Source organism: Bradyrhizobium genomosp. I (2014) (genome assembly GCF_000261685.1).
Taxonomy (GTDB): domain Bacteria; phylum Pseudomonadota; class Alphaproteobacteria; order Rhizobiales; family Xanthobacteraceae; genus Bradyrhizobium.
In genome coordinates this window covers 1-22,217 of record NZ_AJQE01000389.1, presented here as the reverse complement: position 1 = coordinate 22,217, position 22,217 = coordinate 1, and the positions used below count along the sequence as shown (strand labels likewise).

At 65.1% G+C, this 22,217-nt stretch carries 27 protein-coding genes; 20 read left to right on the top strand and 7 right to left on the bottom strand.

All coding sequences use genetic code 11. The features are described 5' to 3' along the window. Both IC50_RS34320 and IC50_RS34315 read left to right on the top strand, forming a co-directional pair. Positions 1-372: ATP-binding cassette domain-containing protein (locus tag IC50_RS34320; RefSeq protein WP_035715679.1), on the top strand; the 372-nt coding region annotated here is incomplete at its 5' end. Continuing rightward, on the top strand, positions 369-1,109 hold the full coding sequence (locus IC50_RS34315) for an ABC transporter ATP-binding protein (protein ID WP_035715676.1): 741 nt from the start codon (positions 369-371) through the stop codon (positions 1,107-1,109). The genes IC50_RS34320 and IC50_RS34315, both read left to right, overlap by 4 nt. A gap of 4 nt (positions 1,110-1,113) precedes the next feature. Here IC50_RS34315 and IC50_RS34310 read toward each other — a convergent pair whose 3' ends face one another. After that, positions 1,114-2,628 (bottom strand): ATP-binding protein, encoded by a 1,515-nt coding sequence (locus IC50_RS34310; RefSeq protein WP_035715674.1) that lies wholly within the window; start codon positions 2,626-2,628, stop codon positions 1,114-1,116. Between the two features lie 105 nt (positions 2,629-2,733). Beyond that, a complete protein-coding gene (locus tag IC50_RS34305) occupies positions 2,734-3,552 on the bottom strand; it encodes a YkgJ family cysteine cluster protein (RefSeq protein WP_035715671.1) in 819 nt (272 codons plus the stop codon). Positions 3,553-3,978: 426 nt separating this feature from the next. Here IC50_RS34305 and IC50_RS34300 point away from each other — a divergent pair, with 426 nt between their 5' ends. Continuing rightward, positions 3,979-4,188, top strand: a complete 210-nt coding sequence (locus IC50_RS34300) for a hypothetical protein (RefSeq protein WP_035715668.1) — start codon at positions 3,979-3,981, stop codon at positions 4,186-4,188. A 26-nt stretch (positions 4,189-4,214) separates the two neighbouring features. On the opposite strand, the gene IC50_RS42175 is transcribed toward IC50_RS34300, so the two are convergent. The 5 genes from IC50_RS42175 to IC50_RS34275 form a co-directional block, all read right to left on the bottom strand. Continuing rightward, a complete protein-coding gene (locus IC50_RS42175) occupies positions 4,215-5,279 on the bottom strand; it encodes a ketopantoate reductase family protein (protein WP_035715666.1) in 1,065 nt (354 codons plus the stop codon). A 510-nt stretch (positions 5,280-5,789) separates the two neighbouring features. Continuing rightward, complete coding sequence (locus IC50_RS34290; RefSeq protein ID WP_035715663.1) at positions 5,790-6,422, bottom strand: MarR family winged helix-turn-helix transcriptional regulator; 633 nt, start codon at positions 6,420-6,422, stop codon at positions 5,790-5,792. Positions 6,423-7,247: 825 nt separating this feature from the next. Next, a complete protein-coding gene (gene fliI, locus IC50_RS34285) occupies positions 7,248-8,573 on the bottom strand; it encodes a flagellar protein export ATPase FliI (RefSeq protein ID WP_035715661.1) in 1,326 nt (441 codons plus the stop codon). Positions 8,574-8,614: 41 nt separating this feature from the next. Further along, on the bottom strand, positions 8,615-9,343 hold the full coding sequence (gene flgF / locus IC50_RS34280; RefSeq protein WP_035715658.1) for a flagellar basal-body rod protein FlgF: 729 nt from the start codon (positions 9,341-9,343) through the stop codon (positions 8,615-8,617). 3 nt (positions 9,344-9,346) lie between these two features. Continuing rightward, complete coding sequence (locus IC50_RS34275) at positions 9,347-10,135, bottom strand: DUF1217 domain-containing protein (RefSeq protein ID WP_035715655.1); 789 nt, start codon at positions 10,133-10,135, stop codon at positions 9,347-9,349. A gap of 142 nt (positions 10,136-10,277) precedes the next feature. On the opposite strand from IC50_RS34275, the gene motA reads away from it, so the two are divergent. The 17 genes from motA to IC50_RS34190 all read left to right on the top strand — a co-directional run. Further along, on the top strand, positions 10,278-11,174 hold the full coding sequence (motA, locus tag IC50_RS34270) for a flagellar motor stator protein MotA (RefSeq protein ID WP_035715652.1): 897 nt from the start codon (positions 10,278-10,280) through the stop codon (positions 11,172-11,174). Further along, positions 11,171-12,112: a flagellar motor switch protein FliM gene (locus IC50_RS34265; RefSeq protein WP_035715649.1), complete on the top strand. Its 942-nt coding sequence runs from the start codon at positions 11,171-11,173 to the stop codon at positions 12,110-12,112. The genes motA and IC50_RS34265 overlap by 4 nt, the downstream gene beginning before the upstream one ends. After that, positions 12,093-12,407, top strand: a complete 315-nt coding sequence (locus IC50_RS34260; RefSeq protein WP_035715647.1) for a hypothetical protein — start codon at positions 12,093-12,095, stop codon at positions 12,405-12,407. The genes IC50_RS34265 and IC50_RS34260 overlap by 20 nt, the downstream gene beginning before the upstream one ends. Before the next feature lie 76 nt (positions 12,408-12,483). Beyond that, positions 12,484-12,858 (top strand): flagellar motor switch protein FliN, encoded by a 375-nt coding sequence (gene fliN / locus IC50_RS34255; protein ID WP_027572802.1) that lies wholly within the window; start codon positions 12,484-12,486, stop codon positions 12,856-12,858. Between the two features lie 2 nt (positions 12,859-12,860). Further along, positions 12,861-13,901 (top strand): flagellar motor switch protein FliG, encoded by a 1,041-nt coding sequence (locus IC50_RS34250; RefSeq protein ID WP_035715644.1) that lies wholly within the window; start codon positions 12,861-12,863, stop codon positions 13,899-13,901. A 13-nt stretch (positions 13,902-13,914) separates the two neighbouring features. Next, on the top strand, positions 13,915-15,000 hold the full coding sequence (flhB, locus tag IC50_RS34245; protein WP_035715641.1) for a flagellar biosynthesis protein FlhB: 1,086 nt from the start codon (positions 13,915-13,917) through the stop codon (positions 14,998-15,000). Positions 15,001-15,064: 64 nt separating this feature from the next. After that, positions 15,065-15,466 carry a flagellar basal body rod protein FlgB gene (gene flgB / locus IC50_RS34240; protein ID WP_035715639.1) on the top strand — a complete coding sequence of 134 codons (402 nt, stop codon included), beginning with the start codon at positions 15,065-15,067 and terminating at the stop codon, positions 15,464-15,466. 12 nt (positions 15,467-15,478) lie between these two features. Beyond that, on the top strand, positions 15,479-15,895 hold the full coding sequence (gene flgC, locus IC50_RS34235) for a flagellar basal body rod protein FlgC (protein WP_035715637.1): 417 nt from the start codon (positions 15,479-15,481) through the stop codon (positions 15,893-15,895). A 2-nt stretch (positions 15,896-15,897) separates the two neighbouring features. Beyond that, positions 15,898-16,227 carry a flagellar hook-basal body complex protein FliE gene (locus IC50_RS34230; RefSeq protein WP_035715635.1) on the top strand — a complete coding sequence of 110 codons (330 nt, stop codon included), beginning with the start codon at positions 15,898-15,900 and terminating at the stop codon, positions 16,225-16,227. Positions 16,228-16,245: 18 nt separating this feature from the next. Next, positions 16,246-17,034, top strand: coding sequence for a flagellar basal-body rod protein FlgG (gene flgG, locus IC50_RS34225; RefSeq protein ID WP_035715633.1), 789 nt, complete (start codon positions 16,246-16,248; stop codon positions 17,032-17,034). Positions 17,035-17,047: 13 nt separating this feature from the next. Next, a complete protein-coding gene (gene flgA / locus IC50_RS34220; RefSeq protein WP_081492584.1) occupies positions 17,048-17,524 on the top strand; it encodes a flagellar basal body P-ring formation chaperone FlgA in 477 nt (158 codons plus the stop codon). Beyond that, entirely contained in the window at positions 17,521-18,651 is a 1,131-nt protein-coding gene (gene flgI / locus IC50_RS34215) for a flagellar basal body P-ring protein FlgI (protein WP_035715632.1), read from the top strand. Before flgA ends, flgI begins: the two co-directional genes overlap by 4 nt. Positions 18,652-18,718: 67 nt before the next feature. After that, complete coding sequence (locus IC50_RS34210; protein ID WP_035715628.1) at positions 18,719-19,489, top strand: MotE family protein; 771 nt, start codon at positions 18,719-18,721, stop codon at positions 19,487-19,489. Further along, the gene (gene flgH / locus IC50_RS34205; protein ID WP_035715626.1) at positions 19,490-20,197 is read left to right on the top strand and encodes a flagellar basal body L-ring protein FlgH; all 708 of its coding nucleotides are present in this window, start codon (positions 19,490-19,492) and stop codon (positions 20,195-20,197) included. Positions 20,198-20,239: 42 nt separating this feature from the next. Next, complete coding sequence (locus IC50_RS34200) at positions 20,240-20,683, top strand: flagellar basal body-associated FliL family protein (protein ID WP_035715683.1); 444 nt, start codon at positions 20,240-20,242, stop codon at positions 20,681-20,683. Continuing rightward, on the top strand, positions 20,680-21,420 hold the full coding sequence (gene fliP, locus IC50_RS34195; RefSeq protein WP_035715624.1) for a flagellar type III secretion system pore protein FliP: 741 nt from the start codon (positions 20,680-20,682) through the stop codon (positions 21,418-21,420). The genes IC50_RS34200 and fliP overlap by 4 nt, the downstream gene beginning before the upstream one ends. A 234-nt stretch (positions 21,421-21,654) precedes the next feature. Beyond that, positions 21,655-22,217 (top strand): flagellin N-terminal helical domain-containing protein (locus IC50_RS34190; RefSeq protein ID WP_035715681.1); only part of this gene is annotated, 563 nt, incomplete at its 3' end.

Sequence of the window (22,217 nt, the reverse complement as noted above, 5' to 3'; positions counted from 1 at the left end):
CTGCTGCCGCGGATCGACCAGCCCGCCTATAGTCTCTCCTATGCCAACCGTCGCCGCGTCGAGATCGCGCGGGCGCTCGCCTTGAAGCCGCGCCTCCTGCTGCTCGACGAGCCGACCGCCGGCATGAACCCGACCGAGACCGCGGGGATGCAGGCGCTCGTCGCGGAATTGAAGGCGGAAGGGCTGACCATTCTCCTGATCGAGCACAAGCTGGAAATGGTGATGCGCCTGTCCGACCGCGTCATCGTCATGGATGAAGGCAAGAAGATCGCGGAAGGACCCGGCGAAGAGGTGCGTGGTGATCCCAAGGTGATCGAGGCCTATCTCGGCCACGGCCTGTCGGCAACGGCGGAGCAGGAGAGCGCGGCATGACCAATGCTTCTCCCCGGCCGCTGCTGACTCTGTCTAATGTCAACACCTTCTACGGCCAGGCCCAGGTGCATTTCGACCTCTCGATATCGGTCGCGCGCGGCCACATCGTCTGTCTGCTCGGTGGCAATGCCAGCGGCAAATCGACGACGATGAAGATCATTCTGGGTCTGGTCAAACCGCGCTCGGGCGAGGTGACGTTCGACGGCGCCTCACTGATCGGCCTCTCCACGCCGCAGATCGTCCGCCGCGGCATCGCCTCGGTGCCGGAGGCGCGGCGGCTGTTCGCGGACATGAGCGTCCGCGAGAACATCCTGATGGGCGCCTTCGTGCGCAACGACCGTGATGCGGTGGCGCGGGATCTCGACAGGATGCTGACGCTGTTCCCGAAGCTTGGCCAGCGGCTGTCGCAGCGCGCCGGCTCGCTCTCCGGCGGCGAGCAGCAGATGGTAGCGATGGCGCGAGCGCTGATGAGCCGGCCGCGCATGATCGTGATGGACGAGCCGACCATGGGCCTGTCGCCACTCTATGTCGATCGCGTGCTGGAGCTGATCCGCACCATCAACCAGGAGGGCGTCTCGGTCTTCATGGTCGAGCAGAACGCCAGCCTCGCGCTGGAGATCGCGCATGAAGCCTATGTGCTGCAGACCGGCAGAATCGTGCTGTCAGGCCCGGCGCGCGCGCTGAAGGACGATCCGCGGGTGCGCGACGCCTATCTCGGCGGCTCCGAAGCCGCGTAGAGATTCAGGCCGAAGCCGCGCTCTGGACCTGTTCCACCGGAAAATCATCGGCATTGGGATCGCCGGGGGCCGTTGCCCAGGCGAGCTCCACCAGGGTCACGATCCGGCGTCCGCCGCCGTCGAGCTGGCAGACGATCAGGCCCTGCTCCTCCATATAGCCGAGCAGCCGCTGCGCGCGGCGCAGCGAGTGCGAGCCGTAGGCCCGGGCGATCGCAGCATCGCCGGGACATGGCCAGCCTTCCTTCGCCGCGCGTGCGATCATCATGAACACGCCCTGCATGTCGTCGGGCAGGATCGAGGCGCGCAGCGACACGTCCTGCCAGGCGTCGTCTTCAGTGAGATCGGTGCCGAGCCCGGCGCGCGCATGCGTGAGCATGCGGCGGAATTCGTTGAGGTCTGGCACCGCCGCGCCGAGCCCCTCGATGCGGCAGCGGACCACGAACTCCTGATACAGCACGCCGATGGCGCGGAAGCCGGCATCGGGCTCGGCCAGCACGGCGCGCAACGTGCGGTCGACGCGTTCGCGCCGCTCCGCGAGCTCCTCTGCGCCGACCGGCACCTCGACCACCTCGGGCCGGATCTCCGGCGTGGCGGCCGCCTTCGCCGCGCGAAGCTGCTCCAGCAGGTCGGGCGCGGGCCGGCGCTGCGGCCGGCTGGCATCGGGCGGTGGTGCCGCCAGGATCACGGCGCGCACATCCTCCAGCGTCGCCTCCGGCAGCGGCATCAGCCGCGGCGTCGAATTGCGCGGGGACGTAGCGGTCGGGCCGATATTCAAGCGCAGCGGACGGCGCGACAGCGCAGGTCCCAGCGCCATGAACTGTCCGCGCTCGAGGTCGCGGAAGGCTTCGGCCTGCCGCCGCTCCATGCCGAGCAGATCGGCGGCGCGCGCCATGTCGATGTCGAGGAATGTCCGGCCCATCAGGAAGTTGGAGGCTTCCGCCGCGACATTCTTGGCGAGCTTGGCCAGGCGCTGGGTCGCGATGATGCCGGCGAGCCCGCGCTTGCGGCCGCGGCACATCAGATTGGTCATGGCGCCGAGCGAGAGCTTGCGCGCTTCGTCCGAGACTTCGCCGGCAACGGCCGGCGCGAACAGCTGCGCCTCGTCCACCACCACCAGCATCGGGTACCAATGATCGCGGTCGACGTCGAACAGACCGCCGAGAAACGCCGCGGCGCGTCGCATCTGGTTCTCGGCGTCGAGCCCCTCGAGATTCAGCACGGTCGAGACGCGATGCAGCCGGACGCGCTCGCCGGCGACCTGAAGGCCGCGCTCGGTGTGATCCTCAGCCTCGATCACCAGGTGACCGAAGCGCTCGGCCAGCGTCACGAAGTCTCCTTCGGGGTCGATGATGGCCTGCTGCACCCAGGGCGCGCTCTGCTCCAGCAGCCGCCGCAACAGGTGCGATTTGCCGGAGCCCGAATTGCCCTGCACCAGGAGGCGGGTGGCCAGCAGTTCCTCGAGGTCCATGGCGGCCGCGGCGCCGGCCGTGGTCTGCCCCATCTCGATCGCAACCGTCATGTCCCCGACTCAAGTCCCCATCATCTGCGGACAGGGGCTTATCAATCCCGTCGCGGCGCGTCGAGCGGCGCAGGGCGAATCATGCCGCGTTGCCCACGATGGGGTTCAGGCGTGCCCCGACAACCGTAGAAGCGCGGATCGATAGGGGGCTCGCGGATCATCATCATCGGTCTCGGGGATCGCGCAGGAGCCGAATTCCTGCCTGATCCGCTCGATCTCGGCGATTCGCTCGTGCAGCCGCTGCAAATGCTCGGGTGACGTCGCCTTCCAAAATCGGAAAGTGTCGGCCGTGAGCGGCAGGAAGGCAGTGCCGAACGGCGTCGGATCGGGAACGACAGTGCGTCCAAGCAACAGGAAGCGCTCGGTGCCGGAGACGACGAGGGTGGCATAGCCGCGGTTTCCGATCCGCCTGATGCCGTTCAACGACCATTCGGCGAGCTTGCCGAAATACGGCGCCTCGCGCCAGCGATCCGGGCAATGGTCGTCGACCGTGACGTTGACGGCGTCCTGGCTGAAATGCACGATGAGGCCGGCCTTCTCGGGAAACCAGTCGTCATCGAGATGGCCTTGCAACCAGGCGCACACGAATGAGCGGCACATCTGCGGGCGGCGGTCATAGATCGCGCACCCCGTGCCCGTCTGCCAATGCCTGCAGAGCTGGTTCACCGGCTTGTCGACGGCGGCGACTTCGAGGATGTCGCAGCAGGCGTTGCACGATCCGCATTGCCGGGCGGGCCGGGGCGACTTCGGCAGGCCGGTCGCGCGAAAGCCCTGTCCGTCGCGAACCAGCAGCTTCTGCTTCTCCAGCGCGTTCAACGCGCGTTCGATCTTGAGACGGGATAGGCCGGTGGCGTCGATCACGCCCTTCATCGTCGTCGCGCCTGCCTCCACTGCGCGGACGACGCTCAGCATCGCCTGGTCCATTCTTGTTGTTCTTGTCTGGTTCTCTCAGCCGTGCATTGTCATCGTGCCGGAACAATGAACCGGCAAACAGGTTTTAGAAACCTGATCGACAAAGATATTTTGCTCATCTCTTTGCGGCTGGCAAGAAGCCGGACTCGTTCTGCGCGCATGCAACGTTTGCGTGAATGAAGGACCTTGCACGTGTGGGAGCTCGTTTCGCGTCGAATCGGCCTGCTTTGCCCGTGTAGCGCCCGGACAAGACGAGCGGCATGCGGTCGTCTCACGCAGTCGTGACATCAGCGGTTCGCGCGTGGGCGCGATGTGACGGAGAGCCGATCGCGTCTCCAATGCAGCGCGACGATGATCGTTGAATTTGCGCCACACCGGGAACAGTGCCGCCGAACCTGTCGTAGCGGCGGTGCGGTGAAGGCGATCGCTCGGCACGGAATGACGCAGATCAAGATCGGCGCGCCCGAGACCCGCTATTTGATCGCGCTTCAGATTTTCACTGCGGGCGCTGCTTGGATCATTTTGGGCGCAAAGCTCGGCCGCGGCGCCCGCCGCCTCGGGCGTCCCGACCTGGTGACGCGCGCCGGTGCGGTCACGCCGGTCATCGTGACCGGCCTGATCTGGCTTCAATCATTCCTGATGGCCTGAGCGCCGACGTCGTTGGAAACGGGGCGCTACTGCGCGCCCGATCCGCCCTGCACGATCTTCTCGTTCAGCTTCTGGTCCACGGTGTCGACGGTGCGGTCGATCTCGGCGTTCGGCACGCCGAGCTGATGCGAGATCAGTTTCACCAGGAGGTCGACGCGCTCGATGAAGGGCGCACCGCTCGCGACCGCGCGCGCGGCCGAGGACGGTTTGAGCAGGCTCTCTGCAGCCCTGGCGTATTTCGCGAACGGCACCTGGTCCTGCGGATCGGCGCCGAGCCGCCGCGCGATCGCGTCGACATGGTCGTAGATCGTCTGCGAACGCTTGAGATCGCCATGCACGGCGTCGCGGATCGACTGCGGTTCATTGGGCGTGATGCAGCGGTAATTGCCGGTGAGCAGCATCGACCATTTCGCCAGCGGCACGAACAGCGAGTCGAACACCTTCAGCTTCACCGGCACGTCGTGGCCGTCGAGCGTCACCGCGTCGATGTCGGCCTCGAGCTCGCGCAGCAGCCTGTTGTGCTTCTCTTCGGCAAAGACCGATGCCTTGAAGTTGGTGGGTAGCCCGACATGAAGCACGTTCGCGGCTTCCTCCGGCGGACGGAATGCCTGTGGGTCGGGCGAGCACAGCGTCACCAGCCCCGGCTCGAACCGCTCCCACACCTGCGCATTGGTGTAGGCCTCTTCGAGATCCATGCCTGCGAGTGCCGGAATCCGCTTCAGATAGGGCAGCGGCGGCATGTTCATGATCGACAGGCACGGCAGCTTCGCCGCGGCGATCTTGACCATGAGAACGCGCACCGTGTGGTTGGTGTATTGCGGCTCCTGCATCGCAAGGCCGACCAGGTCGTAGCGGGTGAGGTCGACGTTGGCCGGCGTCACCGCATCGAGCTTGCCGGGCAGGTCGCGCGAGAGGATCGCGCGGTGCACCGCCTCGTCACGCAGCTTGATGCGCACCTCGGTACCGTCGCGATTGATCAGCTCCGCCGTCTTGGCGCGGCAGACCAGGGTCACGTTATGCCCCGCCATCAGCAGCTTCGTGCCCAGCAGCGAGCCGTAAGAAGCCCCGAGAATCAATATGTTGCGCGCCATGCTCCGTCCCTTTGACAATCTATTTCGATTTTTGAGCCCCGGCCGTCATCCGCGGGCGAGTTGGCGGCATGTAAAGCGAACCGCGTGGGGATGGCAACTGGGATAATGCATACAAGGACTGGAGCGAACTTTGACCCGGGACCGCTCGCCCGGCGTTTGGCGCCTTACTGGATCTGCTTCTCCCTCCATCGAGTGCTGCGTCCGGCCTGTGTCGCCCCTCTGTCCAATCCATGAAAATATTCGACCTTACCGAAATTCGGATTTGTCGTACGCATCGTCCATCCCGGCTCATCCTCGAGGGTGTCATGCGGTCGTCATTTTCGCGAGCCGGGCTTGCGATGGACGCGGCAGCGTCGCGCACGAGAGGTGAAGGGCAGGGCGGATTGTTCTCCGTGAGCCCGGAGCAGTGTGCGGATCAGCGGCGCTGTCAGGTTCGTCTTGCCAGTATGCCGATGGCAAGGTGCACGACGCCGTCGGACCTTGTGGCGAACGGCGAACCGCGCTTACGCCTCAGCCCTGGCTCGCGACGCGCGCGCGGTCGGGTTGCTCGATCTTGGGGCGGTCGCGCGTGCGCTCGAAGCTGGTGCAGAGCAGTTCGGTCTCCTCGAGCGAGACCGGAGCACGATAGAGCCGGCACATGAACTCGGCGGTTCCACGTCCCTTGCCGGTGCCAGGGCCGCGCTCTGCGAGAAACATGCAGTCCCGGCAGATGCTGGCATCGAGCCGTTGATGGGCCGCGTCGAGGTGATTGAGGATCTCGCGGAGGGAGTCGCGCAGCCTGATGCACTCGTCGGTTCCGAGCGCGGTGACCGCATTCACCACGTGGTTGATCGGGTCGTGCTGGCTCAGGCATTTCTCGCCCTGGGCGGTCACGTGCAGGACGACGGAACGCTTGTCCTCATGCGACGGCTTCCGCACCAGAAAGGACTTGCTCTCCAGAGTCTTCACGATCTGCGATGCAGTCGCTCGGGTGGCGCCGATGAAGCCGGCCAGCGCGGAGGGCGTGCGCGAAAACCTGTTGGCGCGGCCGAGAAAGCGCAGCGCCATCCACTCCCGATCGCGCAATCCATGCTGATCGCCTTCGAAATACCAAGCCCTCGCCGCCTGAACCAGCAGCTCGACGGCTTCTCGCGCCAATGGCATGAATCTACCTCGTCCCCGGAACTTCGTCTGCGGCGTCCCGAAGCCGCTTTGCGCCCTGAGTGTTCGACCACCGTGTCGTGTCGAACTCTCGTTCAAAGGCGCGGACCGCAACGCGCCGGACCTTGGCCCATGGGCGTGGCATCGTCCGGAGCGAGAGGCTGCGTCGCCGATGGCATGCCAACGGCGTCGTCGTCGCGCGGGAGCCCGGGTTGCCGTCACCGGCAGACGGTGGATCGGAGTAGTTCAACCGAAGCCCCCAACGTTCAAGTCACAAGCAGACGTTTCTTGTATTCCGCGGAAACGATGAATGAGCTTCTCAACAAAATCAAGTAGAGACCCTCGCGAAGACTGGATGTCGTTGCAAGCGAATATAACGTTCAAGACAATCTCGCTCTTTGGAACACATGATGGTGAACGCAATACGTCGGCCCGACGAGCAGCATGCGCTCAACTCCACGAAGGTTCGATTGCGCGGCACGTCGTTGTCTGTCGTCGATGCAGATTGATCGAAGCTTGTGCACGACGATCATGTGTGCCGGCACGTCATCCACAACTTCTACGTTCCGTCGGAGAATCGGCAGGGGAACTCACAGGAATTGCACGTTCCGGTTGTCGTCGCCGCGCTCGCGAAATCGTCCGCTCGATGGTCTGCACCGCGGCGGCGCGTTGCGCTCACCCCAACGGAGGATGCGCTCACGACGCAGATCGGTGACGGATGTGCGCGCGCATGCGCTGGAAGCGTGGCGACATGCGCAATCTGCTGTCGAAAACCACGAGCAGGACGGGCGGCAGGCGCCTCTCGCGACGTCTTGCCCTCTCCACCTGCTAATCGCCCTTGAGCATGTCCCGGAGCTCGCGGAATGGATCGGCGCTCGGCGAGGCCGAAGCGCCTTGCCGCATCGCGCCGTAGATTCTCGGAACCATCTCGACCGCTTGGTCGAGACCCGAATCACGTCCCGACTGATATCCGCCCATCAGGCGAAGGTCGCGTGTGTCCTCGTATTTCGCGATCATGGCGCGCAGCTTGCTCACCAATTCGCGCTCCTCGGGGTCCCAGACGTTATGGGCGAGGCGTGAGACCGAGGCCAGAACGTCGACGGCCGGATAGCGCGCCTGGTCGGCGATGTGCCTGGAGAGCACGATGTGCCCATCGAGTGTGCTGCGTATGGTGTCCGCGATCGGCTCGTTGTGATCGTCGCCGTCGACCAGCACGGAGAAGATCCCGGTAATCGTGCCGGAACCCTCCTCGCCGGGGCCGGCGCGCTCGAGGAGGCGCGGCAGATCGGTGAAGACCGTCGGCGCGTAGCCGCGCGCGACCGCGGGCTCGCCTGCGGCGAGCGCGACTTCGCGGGCGGCGTGGGCGAAGCGGGTGATCGAATCCACCATGAGCAGGACGGATTCGCCCCGATCGCGGAAATATTCGGCGATCGCCATCGCCGTCTTCGGCGCCAGCCGCCGCATCATCGGGCTTTCATCCCCCGTCGACACGATGGTGACGGCGCGGTGACGGTCGGTGCCCAGCACGTCCTCGATGAACTCGCGCACCTCGCGGCCGCGCTCGCCGACCAGAGCCAGCACGACGGTGTCGAAACCCTGGCTGCGGGCGAGCATCGCGAGCAGCGTCGATTTGCCGACGCCGGATCCGGCAAAGATGCCGACGCGCTGGCCGGCACAGATCGGCGCGAACAGGTCGATGACGCGCACGCCGGTGCGCAGCGGCTTGTGCACGCGTGCACGCTTCATGGCCGACGGCGCCTCCGCCTCGGCCGAGACCGCCTGGGATCCCTGGGTGAGGGGCCCCTGTCCGTCCAGCGGCGCGCCGAGGGCGTTGATGACGCGGCCTTTCCAGCTCGGATCGGGCGCGAAGGACAGAGGCGGCATCCGGTAGGCAACCGAGCCGAGCCCGCCGGCAAATTGCCGGTCGAACGGCTTGGCGACGATGCCGTCGCTGTCGATCCGCACCACTTCGCCGATCTGGCGCTTGCCGGTCGAATTGACGCCGATGAGCTCGCCAAGCCTGACGAAGCGCGACAGGCCGGAGACGCGGAAATGCGTCGGCGCGATCTCGGAGATCGCGCCGCTGACGCTTGCCAGGGGAGTGCTCTGCTGAAGCTCCAGCAGCGCCCACTCGAGTTGCCGAAGAGCGTTCAAGGAAACCGTCCACCTCAATCCTGGTGCGCACGAGGCGCAGTCTACTTGCCGGGTTCGCCGAGCGTCCGGATGGCGTTCTGGAGCGAGCTCTCGGTGCCCTCGATCATCGAATTGGTGCCGTCGAAGGCGCGCGAGGCCGAGATCAGCCGCGTCAATTCGAGCATCGGATTGGCGCCGGAGCCCTCGACATAGCCCTGCTTGAAGCCGTCCCGGGAGAAATCGGCGATGGCGGTCGCTGGCCGGTCGGGCGTCACGCCGGAATTGCCGTAACGTTCGAGATTGGCATCGGCGGGGATGTTGAACAGGCCGATGGTGCCGATCTCGTTGTTGTCCTGGGTGATCGCGCCGCTACGCGCGATCGAGATCGGTCCGCCGTTCGGGTCGAGCGTGATCTGCGCGCCGCCGGAATCGACCACGGGGAAGCCGCTCACGGTCTGAAGATCGCCGTTGGCGGCGATCTGGAGGCGGCCGTCGCGCGTGTAGACCGTGCCGTTCGGCCCGGCAAAGGCGATCCAGCCCTGTCCGACCACGGCGACGTCGAGCGGGTTGCCGCTCTCGGTGATGCTGCCCATCTCGCGGGAGATGATGTTGTCGCCGGGCGAGGAGAATGCCACCGGGGTCGGACCCGCCTTGGACAGCACGGTCTCGAACTTCACCACGTCGGTGCGGAACGCCGCCGTGTTGACGTTGGCGACGTTGTTGGCGATCGTCTGGAGGCGCTTTTCGAGCGCGACCTGCGCCGACAGTCCCACATAGAGAGCCGATTGCATGACTTACCTGTTGAACTTGATGTTCTGAAGTGTCGTGAGCATGTTGGTGTCCATGCTGATCGACGTCGACGCGCCGGCGATCAGGACCAGCGCGGGGTTGGTCGATGTGTCGTTCTGGGCCTGGGTCGCATCCCACATCGCCGCAAAGCGCTGCACGAACTTGGTCACCTTGGCCGGATCCTGGAAGTCGGTGAGCTCGATCTTGCTCGCGATCATCTTGGCCTGGGCGTCGATGTCGGCCGAGCTGATCGTCGACGGCAGGCCGAGCGCGGTCTGAACCACCTGCGTCAGCGCCTTGTCCGCGAGGATCTGGTAGGCGGTCGTGATCGTGGAAGCCTTGCGGGTGAAATAGAGCGCCAGTCTCAGGCCTTCGTTCTGATCGCCAGCCTTCTCCTCCATCGTCTGCGTGACGTATTGGGTCGCGGTGCCGGTCGTGGCCGCGGCGGTCTGGGTCGCCTTGTCGCCGAGGGCGGCGAAATTGAAGGCGGTTGCGAATTGCCGGTAGCGGGTGTCGGTCAGCTTGTTGGCGAAGGCGTCCTTGCTCGCAACCCCCTCGGTCAGCACCTTGCGCATGAACGCCTTGGCATAGGTCATGTCGCTGAGGCCATAGGCCTTCATCGCGTAGGAATAGAGACGATAGTCCTTCAGGAAATCGTCGATGGACTTCACGTTGCCGATACGGCTGAGGAAATAGTCGGTCTCGCGGCTGACATCCGGCTGCTTCGCGACCTGCGTCAGCGACTTGCCCATATCCTTGGTCAGCCTGGTGTAGTCCGCGATGGTGGATAGCATGACACGCGCCCCTCTGGCCGCTCTTGCGACACCGCTTCAAGCTGCCGCCAATTGCTTGTGCGGGGCTGGCGACCGCGAAGCCAGCTTCGCGCAAGCGTCGCCGACTAGATATTCCCGGTGGGATCGGCGATGGAGCGGCGCGTTGGGCAGTTTCGTGGGGATTTTCATTACGGTAGCGGCGCTGCTCGGCGGCTTTGCCGCCATGGGCGGGCATCTGGCCGTGCTCATGCAGCCGTGGGAATTCGTGATCATCATGGGCACTGCCGTCGGCACCTTCATCGTGGCCAATCCCTGGAAGACGGTCGTGGACACCGGCGTTGCCTGCATGCAGGCCATCACCGGCGCGATACCCGGCCAGCGCTACTATCTCGATCTGCTCGGCGCGCTCCACGCCCTGATGCGTGAACTCAGGGGCAAGGGCCGCAACGAGGTCGAGGCGCATATCGACGATCCCGCGTCCTCCGAGATCTTCAAGGCGTTTCCGAGCGTGCTCGGCGATCCCTCGCTGCTCCAGTTCATCTGCGACTATGTCCGCCTCATCATCATGGGCAATGCGCGCACGCACGAGATCGAAGCGCTGATGGACGAGGAGATCCACACCATCGTGAAGAGCAAGCTGACGCCCTACAATGCGCTGGTGGTGGTGTCCGAGGCGCTGCCGGCGCTCGGTATCGTTGCCGCGGTGCTCGGCGTCATCAAGGCCATGGGGGCGCTCGACCAGTCGCCGAAGCTGCTGGGCGGCTTCATCGGTGCCGCGCTCGTCGGCACCTTCGCCGGCATTTTCCTGTCCTACGGCATCATTTCGCCCTTCGCCCTGAAGATCAAGATGACGCGCGAGAAGCGCTGCCGGCCCTACATCATCGTCAAGCAGACGCTGCTGGCGTTCATGAACGGCGCCATGCCGCAGATCGCCGTCGAGCACGGCCGCAAGATGATCGCCAGCACCGAGCGGCCGTCGATCGACGTCGTCGAGAACGAGACCATCGCGGGTCCGAAGGCGGTCGTGGCCGAGGCCGAACCCAAGGCGGCGCGCGCATGATGATGGAAGACGCCGAAGTCGACCAGCGCAGGCAGCTGCCGAACTACCTGCTGGACGCCGCCGGCATATCGATCGATCGTATGCCGATGCTCAATGTGATCTTCGATCGCATGGCGGCATCGTGCACCGACAGCCTGCAGCCGATGGCCGGAACGCCCTGCTATTTCTCGGTCAACGGCATCACCAACGACCGTGTCGGCGACATCATCAAGGACTACGAGGCCAACGCGGTCGCGGCAGTGCTCTATGCCGAGCAATGGGACTCCCGCATCATCATCATGCTCGACCGTGACTTCGTGTTCACGATGGTCGAGGCGATGTTCGGCTCCGACGGCGCCGAGCCGCCGCTCGACGTCGAGCGCTCGTTCTCGAATATCGAGCTCCGCCTGGTGCAGGCGCTGTTCGAACGGTTCGCCAAGGCGCTGCAATCCGCCTTCGCCGGCACTTCGAACGTCACCTTTCGCGTGGAGCGGGTCGAGACGGCGATGGCTTCGCTGGCGATCGGGCGAAGCGGCAACATGTCGATCTGCGCGAACATCATGCTGCAGGCGCTCTACCGCGGCGGCCAGATGTTCCTCATCATTCCGCACTCCGCGCTCAATCCGCTCCGCCAGAAGCTCGCGCATGTCGTCGTCAGCGACGGTCGCGCGGCCGATCCACGGTGGCGCGAGCAGATGGAGAGCGAGGTCCACCGGACCGAGGTGACGCTCAGCGCGGTGCTCGACGAGAAGATGGTGACGCTCGGCGACGTCGTGAAGTTCCAGGTCGGGCAGGTGCTCGAGCTCGAGGCGACGCCGCGCACGCTGGCCCGTCTCGAAAGCAACAATCAGGTGCTGTTCTGGTGTCAGATCGGCCAGCTGGATGGCTATTACGCCATGCAGGTGGCAGATCCCGTCGATCAGAAGCGGGAGTTCGTCGATGATATCCTATCTCGTTGATGCCGTGCTGCTGATTGCGCTCGCCTTCACCAGCATGCGGGTGACCAGGATGCACCGCGAGCTGGCGCGGCTGCGCAGCTATCAGGGCGAATTCTCGACCATCGTGCACGAGACGGCGGGCGCCTTCGACACCGTCATCACCGCGGCGCACGATTCCACCGCAAATCTCGGACGGATCGCCAACGTGCTGAGCACGAAGATCGATCAGGCCCACGAGGCGATCGCGGCGCTCGATGCCAGAAGCGGGCTCGCACCCGCGGCGACCGCGGGCGGCGTCGATCTGAACAAGCACTGAGGCCGAAGCCGGCCGGACGACTACGATCGGAACGCTGCGGCGCTCCGGCAGCGGAAATACCAAGAGGCGATACCAGATGGCGCAATCCTTCGACTATGAGTCTGCACCTGCATCGGCAGAGGCCGAGACGTCTCCGCTGGAGCGGCTGGCCGAAATCGCCCAGCGCACGGCCGAGGAGACCGGCAAGTTCGCCAATGTCGACGCCATCCTGCGCATTCCCGTCACCATGCAGGTGGTGCTCGGTTCGGCGACCATTCCGGTGGCAAACCTGATGAAGCTCGGACGCGGCGCGGTGGTTCCGCTCGATCATCGGGTCGGAGAGCCCGTCGACGTCGTCGTCAACGGCCGCATCGTCGCCCGCGGCGAGGTGGTCGTCGTCGAAGAGGACAATTCCCGCTTCGGCGTCTCGCTCACGGAGATCGTCGGGCCGTTGGGGCAGGGTGATACCTGACCATGGCGGCACCGGTCGGCATCGCTCCCGTCAAGCAGCGAGGCGTTACCACGCTGGGCGGCACGGAAAAGGTCGCCGCGCTCCTGCTGGCGATGGGCCGGCAGGCGGCAGCGAGCGTGCTGCAGCAGTTCGAGCCGCAGGAGATCCGCATCGTCACCAAGGCGGCGGCGGAGCTGCGGCCGATCACCGCGCAGGAGCTCGAGGGGATCGTCGAGGAGTTCGCCCAGCAGTTCTCGATGGGCGCGAACATTCTCGGCACTCTCGGCGGCCTGGAAGCCGTGCTCGGCGACGTGCTTCCGGCCGATCAGGTCTCGCAGATCATGTCGGATCTGCTCGGCAATTCCAGCCGATCGGTGTGGGACCGCGTCTCGTCGGTGTCCGAAAACTCGCTGGCGAGCTACCTGTCCAAGGAGCATCCGCAGACCGCGGCTCTGATCCTGTCCAAGGTCAAGCCGGCCTGCGCCGCCAAGGTCATGAGCCAGCTGCCCTCGAGCTTGCGCAACGAATTGATGCGGCGCGTCCTGAGCCTCAAGCCGATCGTCGACGACGCCATGCGCATCATCGAGAAGACGCTTCACGAGGACCTGACGCTGAACTTCGCCCGCAACCTCGGCGCCGACACCTACGCCCGCGTCGCCGACATCATCAACAAGATGGAGCGCGGCCACATCGAGGACATGCTGAAGAGCCTGTCCGAGAAGCGGCCGAAGTCGGCCGAAGTGCTGAAGGAGCTGCTGTTCACCTTCGACGACGTGATCAACCTGACGCCGAAGGCGCGCACCATGATCTTCGACCAGGTGCCGACCGATCGCATCGTCGTGGCGCTGAAGGGCACCGACAAGCATTTCCGCGAGCTGATCCTGTCCTCGGTCGCCTCGCGCGTCCGCCGCGTCGTCGAGCACGAGCTCGCCATCGGCGAGCCGTCGAACCAGCGCGACGTGCTGGAGGCGCGACGCGTGATCACCGACCTTGCGCTGGAGCTGGCGGAGAAGGGCGAAATCGAGCTCAACCCCGAGCAGGAGGATGAGCTGGTCTTCCGCTGACCGCTGAACGGGCATGGCAGAAACATCCGATCAGGAGAGCAAGACAGAAGAGCCGACCGAGAAGAAAGTCCGTGATGCGCTCGAGCAGGGCAAGATTCCGGTCTCTCGGGAGGCCTCCATTTTCGCCTCGATGGCGGCGCTGATGGTGATCCAGGCATTCCTGATCGGCCCTGGCGTGCAGCAATTGACGCCGATGCTGAAGAGCTTCCTCGACGATCCCGAGGGTTTCCCGCTCGGCACCGGCGCGGACGCGCAGAACCTGCTCACCGTGGTCGGCCTCCAGGCATTGCGGTTCCTGGTGCCGCTGGTCGTCGTCCTGGTGGTGTTCGGGCTCGCCGCTTCGCTGCTGCAAAACGCGCCGCGCCTGGTGCTCGAGCGCATCAAGCCGAACCTGTCGCGGATCTCTCCGCTCAGCGGCTGGAGCCGGTTGTTCGGAACGCAGGGCCTCGTCGAGTTCGCCAAGTCGCTGTTCAAGCTTGCCGCGGTGACCGCCGTCGTCGCCTTCGTGCTGCGCTCGTCCGAGGCGAGGGCGTTCGAGGCGATGTACACCGATCCGGTCGCGCTGCCTGAGATGATTCTCAATATCGCGATGCGAATCGTCTCGGCGATCTGCATCGCGACCATCGTCCTGGTGGCGATCGATCTCGCCTGGGCGCGTTTCCACTGGCGGCGCGAGCTGCGCATGACGCGGCAGGAGATCAAGGACGAGCACAAGCAGGCGGAAGGCGATCCGCTGATCAAAGCGCGCCTGCGCTCGCTGGCGCGAGACCGATCGCGCCAGCGCATGATCGCCTCGGCCTCGCGCGCGACCCTGGTGATCGCGAACCCGACGCACTTCGCGATCGCGCTGCGCTACAAGCGCGAGGAGAGCGCCGCGCCGCTTGTCGTCGCCAAGGGCATGGACGTGATCGCGCTGAAGATCCGCGAGGTTGCCGAGCAGAACCGAATCCCCGTCATCGAGAACAAGGCGCTGGCGCGCGCGCTCTACGAGGCGGTCCAGGTCGATCAGGTGATTCCGGCGGAATTCTTCCGCCCCGTGGCCGAGATCATCTACTTCCTCCAGTCGAAGCAGGCGCCGCGAACCGAGAAGGTCCAGTAGAATTCCGAGGATGACGTCCGGCCCAACAGCTTGACGAAAGCTTAACGCCCTATTCTTTCCCCGAATGGATCGGAATGGGGCCGTCGTGGGACCGCTTTATCTCTTTGAACTCGCATCGTCGCAGGCGCGCTACCTCGAGCTCCGCCAGTCGACCATCGCCACCAACGTCGCCAACGCCAACACGCCGGGCTTCAGGGCGCGCGACGTCGAGCCCTTCAACAAGGTGCTCGACGGCATGCCGGTGAGGCTCGCCACGACCTCGCCGGCGCACATGCAATTGTCCGCAACCGAGACCGACACGCGAGCGACCGCGAAGAAGGACAGCTGGGAAGTGGTTCACTCCGGCAACTCCGTCAGCCTCGAGCAGGAAATGATCAAAGGCAGCGACGTCAATCGCGACTATTCGATGAACTCGGCGATCGTGCGGTCGTTCCACCGTATGGTCCTGTCGAGTGCAAAGGCCTGAAGGTGAACTGACATGCTGGACTCATTGAGCGCCTCTTTGATGGTCGCGAGCTCCGGGCTCGAAGCGCAGTCGACACGCATGCGCATCGTCTCGGAAAATCTCGCGAACGCGACGTCGACGGGGCGCACGACCGGCGCCGATCCGTATCAGCGCAAGACCATCACTTTCGACGCCGCGATGGACCGTGCCTCGGGCGCGCAACTCGCGAAGGTCAAGGAGATCGGCGTCGACACCACGCCGTACCGCGTGGAGTACGATCCGGGGCATCCGGCCGCCGACAAGGCCGGCTACGTCAAGCTGCCGAACGTGAACATGATGATCGAGATGGCCGACATGCGGGAGGTCAACCGGTCCTATGAAGCCAATCTCCAGGTCGTGAAGCAGGTGAGGTCCATGCTCGGCATGACCATGGACCTCTTGAGGAGCTGACAATGCTTGAGGCAATTTCTTCCACGGCGATATCTGCCGGCCAGGCGGCAACCCGCGCGACCGAGACGCAGGCCGTCTCGCCCGCGGCGACCACCGCGATCCAGTCAAGTGACGACGTCGGCTTCGAATCGGTGATGAAGCAGGTGACGACCGACGCGATCGGAACGCTGAAGGCGGGCGAGGCGGCGTCGATCTCGGCGATGCAGGGCAAGGAATCGACGCGCCGCGTCGTCGAGGCGCTGATGTCGGCCGAGCAGGCCCTGCAGACGGCGGTCGCGGTTCGCGACAAGGTCGTGCAGGCCTACCAGGAAGTCGTTCGGATGTCGATCTGATCTGAAGGAGTAGGTCAAGTGAAATCGCTCGCCATTGCGGCCACGGGCATGAATGCCCAGCAGACCAATATCGAAGTCATCGCGAACAACATCGCCAACATCAACTCGACCTCGTACAAGCGGGCGCGCGCCGAGTTCACCGATCTGTTCTACCAGATGGACCGCATGCAGGGCGTCGCGAACGTCAACGGCTCCTCGCCGATTCCGGAAGGTGCCAATCTCGGCCTCGGCGTCAAGTCGGCTGCCATCCGCAAGCTGCACATCCAGGGCGCGCTGACGCAGACCGGCAACCCCTATGACCTCGCGATCAACGGCCGCGGCTGGTTTCAGGTGCTCGGTCCCAACAACGAGCTGCAATACACCCGTGCGGGCTCGTTCAACGTCAATGCCAACGCCCAGCTCGTCACGATCGACGGCTACCTGCTGGACCCCGCGATCACCATCCCGCAGGGGACGGTCGAGGTCACTGTCAACGCCACCGGCCAGGTGTTTGCCAAGCTCGACACGGAAGTGAATCCAAGGCAGATCGGCCAGCTCAACCTCGCCAATTTCGCCAACGAAGCGGGCCTCGAACCGCTTGGCAGCAATCTCTACCGCGAGACCACGGCGTCGGGCACGCCCGTCGTCGGGCTGCCGGGCGATGCCGGCTACGGCAAGATCAACCAGAAATGGCTCGAAGCCTCGAACGTCGACCCGGTCAAGGAAATCACCGAGTTGATCTCGGCGCAGCGCGCCTACGAAATGAATGCCAAGGTCATCCAGGCCTCGGATGAAATGGCCCAGACGGTCTCGAAGGGCATGCGCTAGTTCCGGTGTCTCGATGTTGAACAGGGTGGGCCTGGTCATGCGCGGGTTGGCCGCCGTGCTGCTGGTTCTCGTCGCGGCGCGGGTCGCTGCCGCCGAGGAGAAGCGGCTTCCCGTACCGGCCGTCTCGATCCGCGCCGGCGAGCTGATCCGCGAGGGGATGATCACCGAGCGCGCCTTCGCGCCGAGCCTGCTCGGCGTCGCCATGTTCATCGAGGGGCGTCAGGTCCTGATCGGCCGTATGGCGCGGCGCGCGCTGTTTCCCGGCCAGCCCATTCCAACCAATGCGGTGGAGGACCCCTGGACCGTCGCCCGCGGCGCCACGGTCAAGGTCGTGGTCGAAGACAGCGGCCTGTCCATCGTCACTTACGGCTCGGCGATGCAGTCCGGTGCGGCCGGCGCGCTCATCCCGGTGCGCAATACGGACACCGGAGTAATCATCAGGGGCGTCGTCCAGCCGGACGGCACCGTCAAGGTCATGGACGGGTCATGACCAGAATCCTGCTTGCGCTTGTCCTGCTCATGTCGGTCGCCGGCGCACAGGCTGCCGTCCGCATCAAGGACATCGCGGACATCAAGGGTCTGCGCGAAAACCAGATCGTCGGTTACGGCCTCGTCATCGGCCTGAACGGCACAGGCGATACGCTTCGCAACGCTCCGTTCACGGAACAATCCCTGCAATCGATGCTCGAGAACATGGGCATCAACGTCAGGAACGAGACCACGAGCACCAACACCCCACCGCGCCCGACGACGCTGCGCACGCGCAACGTCGCGGCGGTGATGGTGACTGCGGACCTGCCGCCCTCGATCGGGCCCGGCGAGCGCATGGACGTCACCGTGTCGTCGCTGGGCGACGCGACGTCGCTGCTCGGCGGCACCCTGGTCATGACGTCGCTGCGCGCCGCGGACGGCGCCGTCTATGCGGTGGCGCAGGGCGCGATCACGGTCGCCGGTTACAACGTTGGAGGCCAGGCGCAGAACGTCAGCCAGGGCACGCCGACGGCAGGGCGCATCCCGAACGGTGCGCTGGTCGAACGCGCGGTGCAGGGGAGTCTCCACGAGATGGAGTTCCTGGTGCTGGAGCTGAAGAACCCCGACTTCGTCACCGCAACGCGCATCCTCGACGCCATCAACCGCTATGCCGGCGGCCGCTACCGCGCGCAGATCGCCTTCGAGCGCGACTACCGCACCATCGTGCTGTCGAAGCCGCGCCACATCGGCCCGGTCCGCTTCCTGGCCGAGATCGGCGAACTGACGGTCGAGCCGGACACGCCGGCGCGGGTCGTGATCAACGAGCGCACCGGCACCGTCGTGATCGGCCGCGACGTGCGGATATCGACCGTTGCCGTGACCCACGGCAATCTGACGGTTCGCGTCACGGAGATGCCCGTGGTGTCGCAGCCGGCGCCGTTCTCGCGAGGGCAGACCGTGGTCGTTCCGCAGACCGTGGTCGAAGCCAACGAGGCGGGGGCGCAGGTGGCGATCCTGAGCGGGGTCGATCTCCAGCGCCTGGTGCGCGGGTTGAACCAGATCGGCCTGAAGCCATCGGGAATCATCGCGATCCTCCAGGCGATCAAGACCGCGGGCGCGCTCCAGGCCGACGTCATCGTGCAATGATGCACAAGCGTCGTGCAAGCTTGGTCGCTCAATGCTCAGGTCTCGACCGAGAATCGCACGCAGCCCGATGCTGAAGCTGGATCACAAAGCCAAACTCCTCCTGCTGGTCGCGGCCTCGGTGCTCGCGAGCGCATCGTCCGGGCTGGCGCTGGAGGAGGCCAAGCCGTCGAAGCCGCTCAACCTGCTCTCCTTCGCGCGCGCCCGCGCGCCTGGGCCGCAGAAGCCGCAGCCGCCGGCCTCCTCGACATCAGGCGACAATGCTTTGAGCCGGGCGACGGCATGGGCGGCCGAAGATTCGGGGCCCGCGATCACCGGGGCGGTGCCGGCCTCGGAGACGCCGTCTCCCGCGCCAGCGCCCGCAGCGGTCCGTCCGGCCAAGCCCGGCAGCGTTGCGGCGCCGCCGAAGCCTGCGCCGTCGCAGGCTGCGCCGGCCCCGGACAACGAAATCGCCCTGTTCTGCAGCAACGTCGCCGATCCCGCCGTCGACGCAAGGCTGGCCTGGCAGCTCAAGGAGCTGGAAAAGGCCGAGAGCCTGCTCCGCGAGCGGATCGCCGAAGTCGAGGCCAAGCGCGCCGAATACGAGAAGTGGATGGCGCTGCGCGACGACTTCCTGAAGAAGGCCGAAGCGAGCGTGGTCGAGATCTATTCGCGCATGAAGCCCGAAGCTGCGGCCACCCAGATCGCCGGCATGACCGACGAGACCGCTGCCGCCGTGCTCGCCAAGCTCAGCCCGAGGAGCTCGAGCGCGATCTTCAATGAGATGGATACGGCGCGCGCGGCCCACCTCGCCGACCTGCTCGGCGGCATGCGTCGCGTGGATGACGGAAAGACCAAATAGATGAACAAGCCGGTCCTCATCCTCTCGCTCCTGCTGGCGTCCGTGTTCCTGGCCGGATGCTTCCATGATCCGGCCGAAGTGCTGACCGGTCCGCAAATGTCGCCGGTCGGCAGCGGCCTGAGGACGCAGGCCGATCCGATTCCGGTGACACCGCGCATGCGCACGCCTGTCAGCTATCGCTCGACCTGGGACGACGGCACCGATCTCTACCGCGATCCCCGCGCCCGGCGCACCGGCGACGTCGTGACGGTGATCATCTCGATGCAGGACAAGGCCAAGCTCGACAACAAGACCGGCCGCTCCCGCGATTCGCAGGTCAAGTTCGGGCTCGACTGGCTGATGGACGTGGCGGGGTGGAACGACAAGGGCTCGGCCAACGCCAACCTCAGCACCAACACCCAGATCAAGGGCAACGGCCAGATCGATCGCACCGAGGACATCAAGCTGTCGATCGCGGCCATCGTCACCGACGTGCTGCCGAACGGCAATATGATGATCAGCGGCTCGCAGGAATTTCGCGTCAACACGGAGATGCGCGTGCTCAACGTCGGCGGCATCGTGCGTCCGCGCGATATCTCGCGGGCCAATACGATCTCCTACGACAAGATCGCCGAGGCGCGCGTGTCCTATGGCGGGCGCGGAAACCTGTCGGACGTGCAGCAGCCTGGATGGGGACATCGGATCTATGACGCTGTGGCACCATTCTGAGGCTCGCGCCGGTCGGGCCGCGTCGCGATGGCGGGGGACGCCATGCGCCTGATTGCCGCCATCGTGGTGCTGACCCTGATCGCGATCGGAGCGGGCGCCGTTGCCGGCCTGCATCTGATCGCGACCGCCGAGCGCGTTGCCGACGCGAAGAAGAGCGCCACGCCGCCGCCGATCGCGTCGGGCTACGCCGGCAGCGCGCGGCTCCGGAAATTGTCTCCGATCGTGACCAATCTCGCCGCCCCGGCCAACAACTGGGCGCGCATCGAAGCCTCAATGGTGACCGACAGCATGAGCGACGAGGACGCCGGCATTCTTGCCGCCCACATCAGCGAGGACATCGTCACCTATCTGCGGTCGGCGACGGTCGCGCAGTTCGAGGGATCGCGCGGGCTCCAGCATCTGCGTGACGACCTGATCGAGCGGGCCAACATCCGCTCGTCGGGCAAGGTCCGCGAATTGATCATCGAGACGCTGGTGATCCAGTGAGAGTGAGAGTCCTGCTGCTCGCGCTGGTTCTGGTCGTGCTGCCCGAAGCGGCGCTGGCCCAGATTCCGGACCTGAATTCCCTGTTGCCGCCGGGAAACGGCTCGACCAGCGGCCGGATCATCCAGCTGATGGCGCTGATCACGGTGCTGTCGGTGGCGCCGGGGCTGCTCATCATGGTGACGAGCTTCACGCGATTTGCGGTGGCGTTGTCGTTCCTGCGCGCCGGTCTCGGCCTCCAGACCACGCCTGCCAACCTCGTGCTGATCAGTCTCGCGTTGTTCATGACCTTCTACGTCATGGCGCCGACCTTCGACAGGGCGTGGGAGACCGGCGTCCAGCCGCTGATGAAGAACGAGATCTCGGAAGAGGAAGCCTATCTCAAGATCACCGATCCGTTCCGGGAGTTCATGCTGGCCCATGTCCGCGACAAGGATCTGCAGACCTTCGAAGCGCTCGCCGCGGAAAGCTTCCGCAAGAAGTTCGACGACAAGCGCATCGATTTGCGCGTCATCATCCCGGCCTTCATGATCTCCGAGCTCAGGCGCTCGTTCGAGATCGGATTCCTCATCATCCTGCCGTTCCTGGTGATCGACATGATCGTGGCGACGCTGACCATGTCGATGGGCATGATGATGATGCCTCCGACGATCCTCGCGTTGCCGTTCAAGATGCTGTTCTTCGTGCTGATCGACGGCTGGAACCTGCTGGCCTCCGGACTGGTGCGCTCGTTCTCCTAAGAGCCGCGATCGCCGGGTTATGGTTAGCGAAGAGTAATATTAACCATATGATATTGCTGAGGAATTCAAGCTGATCTTAATCCGGAGGCAAGATTCGGCGTGCTAGCAATGCGGCACGGCGGGTTGGACCCCACCCACATCAGTCCAAAGGCATGATGCCGTCCCTCCGTACCGGTGAAAGCCCGGTATGTCCCCTCGTGAAAATGTATCGCGTACAAAAAAGGGACATTCGCAATGTCAAGCCTGCTTACGAACTCGACTGCCATGACCGCACTCCAGACCCTGCGGTCTGTGAGTTCGCAACTCTCCACCACGCAGAACCGGATCTCCACCGGTCAGCGCGTGGCCACCGCTTCGGACAACGCCGCCTATTGGTCGATTGCGACGTCGATGCGCGCCGACAACGCCGCGCTCTCCGCCGTCTCCGACTCGCTCGGTCTGTCGGCCGCGACCGTTGACACGGAGTACACCGCCCTGACCACGGTCATCGGCGACAAGGACTCTGGTCTGACCAAGCTCCAGTCGCTGCTGGTCCAGGCCAAGACCGCCGGTATCGACCGCACCAAGATCCAGGCTGACGTCACGCAGATCCAGCAGCAGATGAAGAGCACGGCCGATGCCGCGACCTTCAACGGCATCAACTGGCTGAGCACGACGACCGGCACCACACCGACGAGCTTCAGCCTCGTGTCGTCGTACTCTCGCGTCGGCGGCACGCCCACCATCGGCTCCATCACCGTGACGACCGCCAACTACACGCTCTACTCCAGCACGCAGACCGGCATTCTGGACACCGT